This is a genomic window from Pedobacter sp. KH_004 (assembly GCF_057840755.1).
Map to the genome: position 1 here is coordinate 2171770 of NZ_CM174519.1, position 14508 is coordinate 2186277.

Sequence of the window (14508 nt, forward strand, 5' to 3'; positions counted from 1 at the left end):
GATTTAGGTTCATAAATGGTTAGTTAAATTTGTTTAATGTATATGTTTTGTTTTTGTGTTAAAATTTAATGGTTGCTGGAAGGTATTTACTAACAAGCGCCTCGTAATAAGGCTTTAATTCTTCCCAGCTTTTTTGATTAGGATTTTTAGAGTATAAATCATAAGGGTTGAATAATCTTACCCATTTAAACATTTCGTGGTCTTTCTCACTCATTAAATGATCGTAAGCATTTTCTTTATGTTGCGAGTAAAATGAGTGGTAACGCAGCATGTATAATCCTGGTTCAGGGATATAGGGTTTCATCATGTGATAAACATACTCATCGTGCCCCCAAGACATGTGAACGTTATCGAGGCCGCAGTTTTGACTGTAAACACCCAGTTTAGTTTGGTACTCTGGATTCTTGAAATCAGGATTCAGTTCAAAAAACTCCGGATAAACAATTTTATCTGAATAAGCACAACCAACCGGAAATGTATCGCCCACAACTGCCCATTGCGGCTCACCGTAAAGACAAAGCACTTTTCCCATATCATGGATTAAACCCACAAGCACCATCCAGTCCGGGTGGCCATCATTTCTAATCGCTTCTGATGTTTGAAGCAGGTGTTGCATTTGATCTAAATCTGTATCCGGATCAGAATCATCAACTAGTTTATTCAGAAAATCAAAAGCACTCCACACAGGCATTTCTTCCTTATCAAACTTCAAATAATCAGCTTTTTTCTGCTGAACAAAATCATAAGTTTGGTAAGTGTGGTTCAGTTTATAAAACTCTTTTACACCATCTTTTTCGGTTTCGTCGTAGTTTCTAAATTGTTCTTCTTTTTTGTCTGAATTGATATTGGACGGGTCTGGATAACGGATTAATAAATCCTCTTCCCATTGATCAATATTCTTCAATGGATTCTGATCTTCCTTCGAAAATATTTCTTCGTTTCTCATAAGGCTAGAAATAATTTGGTTAAAATATGCTTTGTTTGATGATCTAAAGTTGAGTTTTTGAAACCTTAGATTTTTATGATTTGGGATTTTTATTTACGTAAACGATTAAGTAAATCAAGATAATTTAATATAACTAACTGACTTATAATCTCTTGTACTTTGACTCTGTACAGATTGATGCAGCGTTGGGTTTTATTAAGCAACCAAGAATGCTGGCACCTAAATAACTAAAGCAGGTAGGCAAATTGTTATTATAATTCCTTAGTTTAGTAGCAACGAATTTGTTACGTTGCATGCAACTTTCAAATTCGTTTTTGATAACCAGACAATCATCCCTGTAAGTGAGTCGTGGAGAAACAAGGCATATTAGCATTGGATATATATCTTCCAATTTTGGTTTGTAAATCCAGCTGAAATGATCATCATTACGAGATGAAAAATGTTTTTGGTTATCCTGATTAACTAACAAAACGAGTAACCAAATGTCGGGAGAGGTAAATATCAAAAGACTTGCGCAGGAGTTAAACCTGTCGATAGCAACTGTCTCAAAAGCACTTAATGATAGCTACGAAATTAGCTTAAAAACAAAAACCAGGGTATTAACACTGGCAAAAGAACTTAACTACACTCCAAACCCTGCGGCCAGTAATCTACGTAGCAACAAAACTAAAACCATTGCGGTAATTATACCGAACATTGCTAACAACTTCTTTTCCCTGGCCATCAAAGGGATCGAAGAAATTGCCAGGCAATATGGTTATCATGTCCTCATTTATCAAACACATGAAGATATTGAGATGGAAATGTTATTTACGAACAGTTTACTAAACGGCCGGGTAGATGGCATTTTGACTTCTGTATCGAGCAACGAATACAATAATGATTATTACCGCGATCTGGTTAAAAAAATCCCGCTGGTTTTTTTCGATCGGGTGTACGAATCTTTAGATGCCTTTAAAATTACCACTGATGATTACCAGATTTCCTTTAATGCCACCGAACATTTAATTGAGTGTGGCTGTACTCAAATTGCCTATTTATACGGTTTGGAAAAACTACCTGCCGGCCGAACGCGATTTGCCGGATATAAAGATGCACTTGCAGCACATGGCATCAGCATCGATGAAAACCTAATTTTACATTATCAGCCAGAAGAAAATGAGAATGTGGCCAACATTATCAATTTGTTCCAATCGCATAAGCCAGATGCAATTTTCTCCTCAATAGAAGAATTTGCAATTCCGGCATACCTTGCTTGCAGGGAATTAAAACTTAAAATTCCAGATGATGTAAAAATTATCAGCTTTTCTAACCTGAGTTCTGCAAAGTTGCTCAATCCTTCTTTGACAACAATTACGCAACCTGCATTTGAAATCGGGATTGAGGCTGCTAAATGCCTGTTTAAAATCTTAACTAAACGTGGTATTGGAGATGATCAAAATATTGTGCTCAAATCAGTGCTCATCAAAAGAGAATCAACTGGTTGCTAAGAAAAACCTGCTTAAAATCGGTTAAAACCCGAAAACGTTTACGTAATTAAATACCTTCTTTCATCCGCTTTGATTCGGATTTTTTCTGACTTTTAAAAAAACCAAATATATTACAACGCTATGAATCACCTTTCAGCGCTTGACTGTGCCGTTTTCTTTTTGTACTTCGTTATCGTTTCGGCCTACGGTTATTATGTTTATAGATCTAAGAAACAAAAGAAAACAGATACTAAAGACTATTTTCTGGCTGAAGGATCTTTGACATGGTGGGCTATTGGCGCATCCATCATTGCTTCAAATATTTCTGCAGAACATTTTATCGGTATGTCTGGCTCTGGCTTTGCCATGGGACTGGCCATCGCCAGTTACGAATGGATGGCTGCAGCAACGCTGATTATTGTAGCGGTTTTCTTCCTACCAATTTACCTTAAAAATAAAATTTATACCATGCCACAGTTTTTATCTACCCGGTATAACAATACCGTGAGTACTTTAATGGCTGTTTTTTGGTTACTGGTTTATGTGTTTGTTAACCTTACCTCTATCTTTTTTTTAGGTGCTATCGCCATAGAAACCATTACAGGAATTCCTTTTAGTACCTGTATCATTTTTCTGGCCATATTCTCTGCATTAATTACCCTTGGGGGGATGAAAGTGATTGGCTATACAGATGTCATCCAGGTTTTTGTTTTAGTTATCGGCGGATTAATCACTTGCTACATGGCGCTAAAACTCGTGTCGGAAAAACTGAATGTAGATACCGTTTTAGGTGCGCTGCCGATGTTACGCACCGAGGCTGCTGATCATTTTCACATGATATTTTCAAAGGGCGATAAGTTTTACAACGAACTTCCAGGTGTGGCTGTATTGGTTGGCGGTTTGTGGATTAACAACCTCAATTATTGGGGTTGCAATCAATACATCGTTCAAAGGGCTTTGGGGGCAGATTTAAAAACCGGAAGAAGCGGATTGATTTTCGCTGCCTTTTTAAAATTGCTAATTCCGGTTATCGTAGTGATTCCGGGTATTGCTGCTTTTGTGCTTTACCAGCGTGGCTATTTTCAGGCAGAAATGTTAGACAGTTCAGGCGTACTCAAACCAGATCATGCCTATCCGGTCTTAATGAACTTATTACCTATTGGCGTAAAAGGAATGGCTTTTGCAGCATTAACGGCAGCTATTGTGGCTTCGCTAGCAGGAAAATCAAACAGTATTGCCACCATTTTCACCTTAGATATTTATAAAAAATATATTAATCCTACTGCAAGCGAAACACGGATGGTTGCCGTTGGGCGATGGTCAGTGGTCATCGCATCGGTAATTGCCATTATTGTTGCTCCGGCGTTAAGAAGCTTTGATCAGGTATATCAGTTTATCCAGGAATATGTCGGTTTTATTTCGCCGGGTGTATTTGCCATTTTTTTACTTGGCTTTTTCTGGAAACGAACAACATCAAGGGCAGCACTTTGTGCCGCACTGCTAACCATTCCTCTTTCCATCTTCTTCAAATTCCTGCCCTCAATAAGTCAGGGTTTAATTGATGATATTCCTTTTCTAAATAGAATGTCGTGGGTTTTTGTGACTATTATCGTGGTGATGGTGGTAATCACACTTACCGATCCTAAAAGTAAGAACAATCCGCAGGGCTTAGAGATTGACAAAACGATGTTTAAAGTTACGCCTGCATTTATGGTTGCATCTGTAATTATTGTAGGCATTATGGCCGCCCTTTATACAGTTTTTTGGTAAAAATTAAATAGTACGCTAAATATAACATAGATGAAGTTAAAATTAATTCTAGCAATCTTCCTTCTTTCGGGCTTTTTTGCCAATGCGCAATCAAAATTTAATATTAAAACCTATGGTGCGGTTGGCAACGGCAAAACCAATGATGCAGTGGCGATTCAAAAAGCTATCGATGCGTGTTCAAAAGCTGGCGGTGGCCAGGTAGTTGTTCCCGCCGGGCATGTTTATCTTTCGGGGCCCTTCAACTTAAAATCATTTGTAGAGTTAAGAGTAGAAGGCGGAGCCAAAATTTTAGCAAGTCCGGATGAAAAACTTTATACGGAAAGTGCCTTTGGCGATAACAAAGGGGAAGGAACCGTATGGATTGGTGGAAAAGATTTGCAGCAGGTAAGCATTACGGGTAGCGGTGAAATTGACGGAAATGGCATTTCATTTATGGGAGAAGAACTAGACGATTCTTATGTGCTCAAGCCTTTTAATGTTGTAGATCCGCGGCCACATTTACTCACTTTAATTGGTTGTAAAAAATTAAATATCGACGGCGTTACTTTTAAAAACTCTGCTTACTGGACGGTTCATTTAATAGGTTGTGACGATGTTGCGATTTCAAATATCACGTTGCTCAATAGTATCAAAATTAGAAATAGCGATGGTATCGATATCGATCATAGTAAAAATGTAAGGATTACCAATTGTTATATCGAATCGGGTGATGATTGTATCTGCTTAAAAAACAGACGTGAATTTGAAAAATATGGTCCATGCGAAAATATTGTCATTAGCAATTGTACTATGACTTCCAGCTCTTGTGCCATCAAAATCGGCTCTGAAAATATGGACCGCATTAGTAAAGTACTGATCAACAATTGTAATATCGTTAATAGTAATCGAGGCATAGGCATTCAAAACAGAGATGAAGGAACGGTAAGTGATGTAATTTTTTCAAATCTGGTTATCGAATCCAAATTATTCTCAGATGTATGGTGGGGCAAAGCCGAGCCTATTTACATTACCGCGTACCCACGAGCAACAAGCAATAACAAAGATGCGGGCTGGCGGTTACCGAAAGGTGAGACAAAAGGCCGCGTGGGTGCTGTAACAAATATTTATTTCTCCAATATTCGATGCACTGGAGAAGGTGGAGTTTACATTAGCGGCGAAAATCCTGAGAAGATTTCGAACATTTATTTTGATCAGGTAACTGTTGCAATGGAGAAAACAACTAAGCAGCCTGGCGGAGTTTATGACCGCAGGCCGAGCAATGTAGAGGGGATGGTAAAAAGTGATATTGCTGGTTTTTATTTCGAAAATACAGGCTACATCAGTTTACAAAACAGCGAAGTAATTTGGGGTAAAGCCAAACCTTCTTATGCAGGTAAAGCATTGGAAACAAAGGATGTAACTAAAATTAAATCAGTTAATTTTACAGAAAGAGATGCGGATAAATAGAAACAACAAAAATATTGGCAGTTTTTCAGCATTGCTGATGCTGATGCTTATTTCGCTATCATCGATGGCGCAGCAGGTAAGTAATCCTATTATCCCCGGGTATTTTGCCGATCCAACGGTTGTAAAGCAAAATGGCACCTATTATATTTATGCCACTATTGATCCATGGGGCGGAGATGAACTGGGTGTTTTTGAAACGAAAGACTTTGTTAACTTCACACGCCACCATTTAAATTGGCCAACCAAAAAAGCCTGTAACAGCCCAACCTCCAATAATTCGATGGTTTGGGCACCTTCTGTTGTCAGAGGTAAAGATAAGAAGTTTTACATGTACGTATCTGTCGGGAGCGAGGTTTGGGCTGGAGTAAGTGATCAACCTTTGGGGCCATGGAAAAACCTCAAAAAAGATAACACGCCGCTAATTGCTGCGAAGGATTTTCCTGCCGTTCATAACATTGATGCTGATTGTTTTGTCGATGATAACGGCAATGCCTATCTCTACTGGGGTTCGGGATTTAACTGGATTAATGGAAAATGCATGGCTGTAAAGTTAAAGCCAGATATGTTCAGTTTTGTAAATAAGCCAGTGGAGGTAACACCATCCGGTTATTTCGAAGCACCACACCTGATTAAAAGAAATAACGAATACTTGCTGATGTTTTCTGAAGGAAAAGCAATTGATGAAACCTATCGAATAGGATATGCAGTAGGCAAAACGCCCTTTGGTCCTTTCCAAAAGGGAAAAAATAGTCCAATTCTTTCAACTATACCTGGTACAGCAACAATAGGCCCCGGTCATCATACCGTAGTCACTTTAGGAAAACAGGATTACGTTTTATACCATCGCATTGTTCCGCAAAAGGAAAAGTATGTGCTTAGGGAACTTTGTTTGGATAGCCTTAAATACGACAATAAAAACCAACTCATGAAGGTTGTTCCGGTGAAAACGAAGCATATTAATTGAGCTAAGCAAATGCGGTTTTTTACGTAAACGTTTACGCAAATAAAGTAGCTCAGATTTAGTAAATCGACGTCTTTTTTTTACAATTTACAATAGACATCAAGCCAGCCATAATTTAAATTTAATTGTGCTCAATATGCTTTAAGGGTACTTTTTAAATATGGAAACATGCTTACTGTAAACGTTAAATGGGAAAGAAGGTTAATATACTTTTTGATTCGACCAATGATGGAATACTAGATTTCCAGCTGACTTACCATGTAACAGCGTCTCGCCGGAAATGGAAAGTTGACTGTTCGATAGTCTTATTATCTGATCAGAATTTTGAATGGTTGGAAAATGATTCTTTTGCTTTCAATGTTCAATCATTATTGATTGAAAACACCCTTGTAATCAGCTTTGGGAAATTGCAACCGCAAATTAATGCAGAGTATTACAAGCTGATGAATATTATTGCAAACTACGTTCAACTTATTGACTGTGACATTAATTGGGTCCCAGACCAGGAACTGATCATCGGCCCGCAACCGGAACAACTGGTAGACAATTATTAGCGCAGTGTTATTTCTTATTATCAAGAAAATTCGCAAGAGTCAGAGCAAATAGATCAAAACTTAAGGGTTAGCAACATTCTGAATTGCTAACCCTTCAAATTACTTTTATTTGTGCAGTCGAGATTGGCTAGCCTCGAATTAAAGCTTCATATTAATCAACTTTCCATTGTAGGTAATCGACTTCGAACGCCCAGCCGATTTACCATCAGCAATTAATACCACATTAAATTTCCTGGCACCTAACATCCCTTTGAAACTACCGGTTCTATCGCCTACACTTAATGTTTTTTCTTGATTATTCCACTTAAATGTGATGGTAGAGAACTTTCCTTTTTCATAATTATAGTTATCATTTTCATCTTCGTACAATACAAATTCACCGTCGGCCCCACCATAAACACGAACAGTTAAATTATCCCATTTTTTTTCTGTTGAGTATTGAACATCCGGTCCGATTGGAATAATTGATCCAGCCTTAACATAAAGTGGAACGATGTTTATTGGCGCATCAGTGTTTACCTCTCTCCCACCGTTGTAATATTGGTTGGTCCAGAAATTATACCAACCGCTTCCCTCTGGCAAATATACAGGCCATTTTTTAGTCTGATATTTTGTTACCGGAGCAACCAAAATCGATCGGCCAAACAGATATTGATGACCGATTTCATGTGTTTTTTTATCGGCAGCAAAATCCATCACCAGCGGACGCATAAAGGTTCCATCATTTTTACTAACATCCCACGAGGTGCTATAAATATAAGGTAACAAGCTGTAACGGAGCTTGATAAACTTTTCCTGTGCATCAAAACACCAGGTACCGCGGTCGCCAAAATTCCAGATTTCTCTTGGCAAGTCTGTTCCATGAGAACGCATCATAGGACTAAAAGTTCCAAACTGCATCCAACGAACGTAAAGTTCCTGAAATTCGGGATTTTTATTTCCACCTCCATTACGCCAGCGACCAGCAAAAAAGCCACCTATATCGCTGTTCCAGTTCGGAATGCCCATAAGCGTATAATTCAAAGCCGCAGGAATTTGTTTTTCGAGCATATCCCAGGTAGAACTTACGTCGCCACTCCAGGTGTTAGAACCATACAACTGTTGACCGATAAAGCCAGATCTGGTGAGAATGACGCCCCTTTTCTGGCTGTTCGTTTCCCGCTGGTGGGTTGCGATGCCTTTATTATGCATCAGGCTGAAACCATTTTTTACACTTCGGTAACTGCCCAGGTAAGTGGGCAAATCGAAATCAGATTCTTTTTTATTGATGTGATCCGGCTCTGTAGAATCCAGCCACCAACCATCGTTTCCGATATAGCTAAAAATACCTTTATCCAGATATTTCCAATAAATATCTAAGGCCTTAGGATTGAAAACATCATAAGGCCTCGCCCCGCTGTTTGGTGGCCAGGTATCAAAATTAATGATCATCTTTTTACTATCGAACTCTTTGCGCTGATCCGTTTTTGGACCAAAGCCAGGCCACGTAACAATAAGCAGTTTAGCATTTAACTGATGAATCTGATCCACCCATTTTTTTGGATCTGGAAAGCGTTCTTTATCAAAACTTTGAGAGTTCCATGCACTATCACTTTTATTATATTCGGGCCAGTAACGCCAGTCTTGGATTACCACATCAAGCGGAACTTTTAAATCGCGATACTTTTTTAACACATTTAAACTTTCATCCTGACTATTATATCGCTCCTTACTCTGAAAAAAACCAAATGCCCACAATGGAAGCATGGGAGCTTTCCCCGTTAAAGTTCGCACTTTTGAAATTACGCCATCCGCATTTTTACCGTACATAAAATAGTAATCTGAACAGTGACCTAAACCTTCAAAAGAAAGTTCCTGAGGATTATCATTAAATTCTGAAATGGAATAGTTATCCCAAAAAACGCCATAACCTTTAACCGAATGAAAAAACGGCGAATAGGTTGACATATTTTCATTTTGCATGTGATGAGCAGAATTGCGGCGGTTAAACTTGTTATCCAAAACTTGTCCTACCCCATAAATGGCCTCATCTTTATCCAGCAAAAAACCGTTTCGAACTTTAAACGATGGTGTACCAGCATCATCTAGGGGAGAAAATTGTGTTCCATAATCTTTATCATTCAACAATTTATTTCCCGAACGATCTGAAAAATAAATACCACCTGTTTCTACGTTTACTTCTAGCTGAATTGAATCACTTTTAATCAGCGTATTTTTTCCCATCTGAGAAAATTCAATCGGGGTTTTCACCGCTTTACCAACCACAGAGAGGCTCTTTTTGTCGTATGGTTTTCCGCCAGGTGTTTTAAACACACGCACAATGCTCGGCGAATAATATTCAATTTTAATATCCATTCCCTGAGTGGAAAAGGAAATCCCCTGCGGAAGTTTTTGAACTGACTGTGCGTTTAAATCTCCCGAAAAAGTCAGCATTAGCACTGCCGTTATAAAATAAAGCCTTCGATAAATTCTCATATTATAGGTTTATATTTGGTATTTGATGACAGCAAAAATAGATTCAACAACCTCAATAGAGACAACACCAATGTTGATTTTTTTGGTATTTAGGTTGATTTTTTCGCATTTTGAGCATATTCAGAAGGTTTACAGCCATAACGTTCCTGAAAGCATTTGCTCAAATAGCTCGAACTGCTGAAGCCTACACGATCGGCAATTTCAGAAACATTAAGGGTTCCTTCAAGAAGTAATTCTGCAGCTTTTTCCAACCTGATGTTACGGATAAATAGCGAGGGAGATTTATCAAGTAAGGTAATCAATTTGCGATACAACCCGGTACGGTCCATATTCAAATCGCTGCTAAGCTGCTCAACAGAATAGTCGCTTACATTTAAATTATTCTCGACCAGCAACATTGCTTTCTTTAAAAACGTAGCTTCCATCGGGTTCATGTTTTCCGTGTACTGAGGAATTTCTGTTCTTGGCGGGGAAGAAGGATTTGCAAATTCGAGTTTCCCACTTAATAAATTTTGCTGATCAATTAAGCTCCTAATTCTGAGCAGGAGAAGATCTTCCCTCCGATTTCGTTCTGCATTTTTTCTGGCGTTACGCAAATAAAACCTAATGCTAAGCCAAATGGCTACAACCATTAAACCAAAATAGCAAAAATATGCCACCGTAGTTCGCCACCATGGAGGATTAATGGTTAGGTTGATTGTGGTGATTTCTCCTGGCCATTCCAAATTGGTAGTAGAAGCCATTACCTGAAGTTCATATTTTCCTGGCGTTAGATTGGTGTAAGCTATTGTGAGCACTCCATCCCTTCCAGAAAAATCGTTTCCCTGTGCACTTCGGTTTTCTCTCCACTCCTGGTCTATACCGATCAGTTTGTAACGATAGTAAGTTTGGGCGGGATTTTGATAGTTAAGTGCCGAAAAACGGAAGGTGAGAAAATTTTGGTCGTATAGTAAAACTAAGCCGCTAGTATAAGGCACCGTTTTGTCCAAGATATTATTATCCCCTTCAACATCTATCTTCTTTCCATGCACCAAAAAATCAGTAAAAACCGGTTTAAATGGTAATTTATCATTCTGTGCAATATTTTGGTTTAAAACCGAAAAGCCATTTACGCCACCAAAGTAAAGTGTTCCATTTTTGCTTTCAAATACAGCATTCAGCAAATATTCGCCTTCCAAGGCACCTGTCGAAGCATCGTAGTTGATAAATGTGACATCCTTTGCGGCTTTACTAAGTTGCACCCGGTTAATTCCATAACTTGTGGCAATCCAAATATTTTTACGGCTATCTTCAAAAATCGATTGTATGAAGTTGTTGGAGAGCCCGTTTTGAGTATAGAAAAATTGTTCCTTACCAGTAACAGGATTTAATACACTCAAACCATCTGTGGTGCCCGTCCAAATCCAACCCTTACTATCTTTAAATTTGGCTGTTTGGTTGCCAGGCAAGTTTAATACCTCCGTTTTCAATCCTTTAAGTACTCCAGAGGGAATTAACTTTGGGGGCAGAGGTCGTAGCGAATCTTCGTTTCCAACTCCGGGCTTGTACAAATATACTCCAGACTGCGTTTTAACATAGATGTTGCTGAGATCATCTTCGGCAAATGACTGAACCATCACCTCTTTAAAAGTACTACCAGGAAACGAAGATTTTTTTACGGTGTTAAATAAATACCGATGCGGATGATGGTATAATAATCCTTGATTAGCGGTTCCGAGCCATAAACCACCTTGTTTATCGTATAATAGCGTACTTATTTCTGTATTGAGTTTAGTTCCATCTGCCTGCTCAATAACTGGAATATACTGGCTGTTGTTATGCTTTACATCCACAATCCAAATTCCATTCGCACAGCTGATGGTTGCTTTTCCATCCCAATCTACCACCAGAGTATTGAGATGATATGGCGTTTCCAATACTTTTTTCCAATCGCGTTTACGGGTATCAAAAAAGAAGCAGCCACCATTACTCCCATTCCGAAGTTGATAAAATCCATTTTTCGCCTTCACCACAAGTGATGTACTTTGAAATTTAGACTGGTGAGCAGCAGGATATGCAGCCAGTTTAAATTGCTGACGCTTTGCTTTCAAATTGTAGCAAATTACTTCGCCGGTGCTGTAAAAAAGAAATAAATCGTCTCTTTCATTACTCACATCTTGCAGTAGCCCAACATTATGATTTAGATCTATTGAATATTGATGATTTTTCGACTGTAACTTTTGGTTGTTAAGAAGCCACATTCTACTATCTGAATCTAGAAAAAAATCATCAATCGGGCCGTTAAAACCAGCAGTTTCGAAATAGCGGTTAAGGTTTGATTGATATTTTCCTTCATACAAATCAACCCGCATTAATTTATGATGATCTTTTATCCAGAGAATGGAATCCCCACTCTGGTAAATCCGATAGAAACCATCGTAACTTTTCAACGCATAGCCTTGCTTACTTTTATCATGAATATAGGTAAAACGCGAACCATCAAAAATATTGAGGTTCCCACTGGTTTTAAAAACCATTCGGCCGTCTGGAAGCTGGATGATGTACCGTATTTGGTTATCACTTAGTCCCTGTGAAACGGTTAAAGGTGAAAAAACGAAATCCTGAGCAAATAGCTTTGGCATTAAATTCAGCAGCAATATAATGGTCAGTAAAATCGGCTTCATTTATAGGATTTAAGTTTTGTTGCCTTTAAAGATTTCGTTTTAAATGCTGAAATTAAGTCGCAGCTATGAGTCAATAGGTTTAGCAATTATTTAAACATCAATGCGGTTTCCGTTTGCAGTATTATTTATTTGGATTTAACTCAAAAACCTGTTTCATTAATTGCCATTTTTCTCCTGGCACCGACCCGGGCAAAGGCTGTTGAAATTTCCACATCAACGCTTCCCATTCCAATACCTTCTCATTTGCTTCGTCCATCATCTTCTTATTTTCAAACGTAAAGTCATCTGTTGTTTCCATCACCATAAATAAACGGTTCGAAATGCGATAGATTTCCATTGAGGTAATGCCAGAATCTACTATACTTTTGGTGATTTCCGGCCAACCATTTTTGTGGTATTCCTCATATTCACTGATCAGTTTTTCATCGTTTACCAGATCAAGCGCAAGTGCATATTTTTTCATAGCTATAAATTGTGATGTCATCAATAACCCAATGGTTATCTGCCTCTTGGCTTAATTAAACAATTTTCAAAGCAAAGGTGTAAGCAAGTTTAGGTTTATAATCTTTAATGTCGATCTCCAGATAATTTTCATTCTGTTTAAAAGAAAGATTTTGCCCCGTACCTAATAAGCCAATGCTGCTAATCGCTTTTTCCAAATAACTGCTCCCTTGTTTCATCGATTTTATCTGTACGATACCATTTTCTGGCCAGGCCATCACCACGGCGTAAATTGCATTTCCCTTGGTGGTGAAGCGAATATCTTCCGGTGTAAAAGGCTTACTTTTACCTTCATTAAAACCCTGATCTTTTAAAGCCTGATTATTTTCAGTTGAAGGACCCTCACCAAAAACTTTCCATGGCCGGGTATCATAAATCGCATCACTATTGGCCTGCATCCATTCTCCAACCTCCTCTACAATGGCTCGTTCCAATTCATCAATACTGCCGTTGCCACGCACAGGGATGCTCAGCAGAAAGTTACCGTTTTTACTCACTACATCGGCCATAATCTGCACTACGGTTTTTGCACTTTTATAGCTTTTTTTATTGTAAATGGTTCTGTCGTAATGCCAGGAACCGATGCAAGTATCGGCCTGCCATGGCAAAGGTTCTATTTCATTGCTATGGCCGCGTTCAATATCCCAAACCATACATTTACGCTGCTGCTTATCCAGTATCTTCCCGAAAATGACCGCTTCAAGTTCGTTGTTTTTCTGAATACTTTTATTGTACATGTAAGATGCTAAACGCAATCCGACGTCGCTCACTGGCCAGAGTGGTAAGGCTGTATCATCGAAATAAATAAGATCAGGACCATAATTATCAATCAGTTCGACAGTACGATTGTAAAACTTTTCGCAGTAGGCTTTAGAAGGGATAGCGGCTCCGTTTCCCCAATCCCACTGTTTGCCAGAAGCATCGTTATCCTGACTATCTTCGCTAAGCGGATGATTTTGAGCATACAAATCCTGCGGATTTAGACCATCCCACCATTTTCCTTTTCCATCGGCAGCTGTTAGCTTTCCATCATAAGGAACGCCCGCTAAATCACCTTTCAAATCAGCACGTTGGGCAGTTTCTAACCAGGTCCAGGCATGTGCCGCATGAACGCTTACGCCGAAATACATTCCATTTGCCCGGGCTGCTTTTTCCCAACCTTTTATAATATCCTTCTTTGGGCCAATTTGGGTGGAGTTCCATTTTTTCTGATAAGTACTTTTATACAGATCAAAATTATCGTGGTGATTGGCGAGCGCCATAAAATATTTTGCTCCTGCTTTTTTATACAAGCTTAGCAGCTCCTCCGGATTCCATTGGTCGGCTTTCCATTCATTGATTACGTCTTTAAAACCAAATTTAGAAGGATGTCCATATTTTTCGAGGTGGTATTTATACTTCTTGCTGCCTTCCATATACATCTCCCGGGCATACCAATCTCCATACTCAGGTTCGCATTGCGGACCCCAATGAGCCCAGATTCCAAACTTTGCATTGCGGAACCAATCTGGTGTTTTGTAAGCAGAAAGCGATTCCCAGGTCGGCTTGAACGGACCCGGCAGGTATCCTATCCCTGGTGCATTGAAAATGTTTTGGGCTGCATTAAGATTTTTTCCCAGTGCTAAAGCCGGCACTCCAATGGCAAGCTGCTTAATTAAATCTCTTCTATTCATTGTGGTTTATGGGTTTAAGATAATATTTGATTGGCGTCTTCGATATTATT

General features: G+C 38.8%; 10 protein-coding genes. 5 read left to right on the forward strand and 5 right to left on the reverse strand.

The window, feature by feature from the left end; translation table 11 throughout:
- Positions 1–58: 58 nt before the first annotated feature.
- The gene (locus tag AC3ITD_RS09255) at positions 59–946 is read right to left on the reverse strand and encodes an inositol oxygenase family protein (protein WP_265801438.1); all 888 of its coding nucleotides are present in this window, start codon (positions 944–946) and stop codon (positions 59–61) included.
- 482 nt (positions 947–1428) lie between these two features.
- Here AC3ITD_RS09255 and AC3ITD_RS09260 point away from each other — a divergent pair, with 482 nt between their 5' ends.
- The 5 genes from AC3ITD_RS09260 (at position 1429) to AC3ITD_RS09280 (ending at position 7146) form a co-directional block, all read left to right on the forward strand.
- Positions 1429–2436 carry a LacI family DNA-binding transcriptional regulator gene (locus tag AC3ITD_RS09260; protein WP_489365908.1) on the forward strand — a complete coding sequence of 336 codons (1008 nt, stop codon included), beginning with the start codon at positions 1429–1431 and terminating at the stop codon, positions 2434–2436.
- A gap of 120 nt (positions 2437–2556) precedes the next feature.
- Positions 2557–4185: a sodium/sugar symporter gene (locus tag AC3ITD_RS09265; RefSeq protein ID WP_265801441.1), complete on the forward strand. Its 1629-nt coding sequence runs from the start codon at positions 2557–2559 to the stop codon at positions 4183–4185.
- 30 nt (positions 4186–4215) lie between these two features.
- Entirely contained in the window at positions 4216–5631 is a 1416-nt protein-coding gene (locus tag AC3ITD_RS09270) for a glycoside hydrolase family 28 protein (protein ID WP_265801442.1), read from the forward strand.
- Positions 5618–6595, forward strand: a complete 978-nt coding sequence (locus tag AC3ITD_RS09275; RefSeq protein WP_489365911.1) for a family 43 glycosylhydrolase — start codon at positions 5618–5620, stop codon at positions 6593–6595. Before AC3ITD_RS09270 ends, AC3ITD_RS09275 begins: the two co-directional genes overlap by 14 nt.
- Before the next feature lie 185 nt (positions 6596–6780).
- On the forward strand, positions 6781–7146 hold the full coding sequence (locus AC3ITD_RS09280; protein WP_265801444.1) for a hypothetical protein: 366 nt from the start codon (positions 6781–6783) through the stop codon (positions 7144–7146).
- A 138-nt stretch (positions 7147–7284) separates the two neighbouring features.
- On the opposite strand, the gene AC3ITD_RS09285 is transcribed toward AC3ITD_RS09280, so the two are convergent.
- The 4 genes from AC3ITD_RS09285 to AC3ITD_RS09300 form a co-directional block, all read right to left on the reverse strand.
- The gene (locus AC3ITD_RS09285) at positions 7285–9621 is read right to left on the reverse strand and encodes a glycoside hydrolase family 31 protein (protein WP_489365913.1); all 2337 of its coding nucleotides are present in this window, start codon (positions 9619–9621) and stop codon (positions 7285–7287) included.
- A gap of 89 nt (positions 9622–9710) precedes the next feature.
- Positions 9711–12284 (reverse strand): helix-turn-helix domain-containing protein, encoded by a 2574-nt coding sequence (locus tag AC3ITD_RS09290; protein ID WP_489365915.1) that lies wholly within the window; start codon positions 12282–12284, stop codon positions 9711–9713.
- A gap of 121 nt (positions 12285–12405) precedes the next feature.
- On the reverse strand, positions 12406–12747 hold the full coding sequence (locus AC3ITD_RS09295; protein ID WP_265801447.1) for an L-rhamnose mutarotase: 342 nt from the start codon (positions 12745–12747) through the stop codon (positions 12406–12408).
- Between the two features lie 55 nt (positions 12748–12802).
- Positions 12803–14458: an alpha-L-fucosidase gene (locus AC3ITD_RS09300; protein WP_489365917.1), complete on the reverse strand. Its 1656-nt coding sequence runs from the start codon at positions 14456–14458 to the stop codon at positions 12803–12805.
- Positions 14459–14508 lie beyond the last annotated feature (50 nt).

What these genes read in the sequence shown, in the direction of transcription:
- AC3ITD_RS09275 (WP_489365911.1), top strand. Translation starts at nt 5,618, where the DNA reads ATGCGGATAAATAGAAACAACAAAAATATTGGCAGTTTTTCAGCATTG.
- AC3ITD_RS09295 (WP_265801447.1), bottom strand. Translation starts at nt 12,747, where the DNA reads ATGAAAAAATATGCACTTGCGCTTGATCTGGTAAACGATGAAAAACTG.
- AC3ITD_RS09300 (WP_489365917.1), bottom strand. Translation starts at nt 14,458, where the DNA reads ATGAATAGAAGAGATTTAATTAAGCAGCTTGCCATTGGAGTGCCGGCT.
- AC3ITD_RS09260 (WP_489365908.1), top strand. Translation starts at nt 1,429, where the DNA reads ATGTCGGGAGAGGTAAATATCAAAAGACTTGCGCAGGAGTTAAACCTG.
- AC3ITD_RS09270 (WP_265801442.1), top strand. Translation starts at nt 4,216, where the DNA reads ATGAAGTTAAAATTAATTCTAGCAATCTTCCTTCTTTCGGGCTTTTTT.
- AC3ITD_RS09285 (WP_489365913.1), bottom strand. Translation starts at nt 9,621, where the DNA reads ATGAGAATTTATCGAAGGCTTTATTTTATAACGGCAGTGCTAATGCTG.
- AC3ITD_RS09265 (WP_265801441.1), top strand. Translation starts at nt 2,557, where the DNA reads ATGAATCACCTTTCAGCGCTTGACTGTGCCGTTTTCTTTTTGTACTTC.
- AC3ITD_RS09290 (WP_489365915.1), bottom strand. Translation starts at nt 12,284, where the DNA reads ATGAAGCCGATTTTACTGACCATTATATTGCTGCTGAATTTAATGCCA.
- AC3ITD_RS09255 (WP_265801438.1), bottom strand. Translation starts at nt 946, where the DNA reads ATGAGAAACGAAGAAATATTTTCGAAGGAAGATCAGAATCCATTGAAG.
- AC3ITD_RS09280 (WP_265801444.1), top strand. Translation starts at nt 6,781, where the DNA reads ATGGGAAAGAAGGTTAATATACTTTTTGATTCGACCAATGATGGAATA.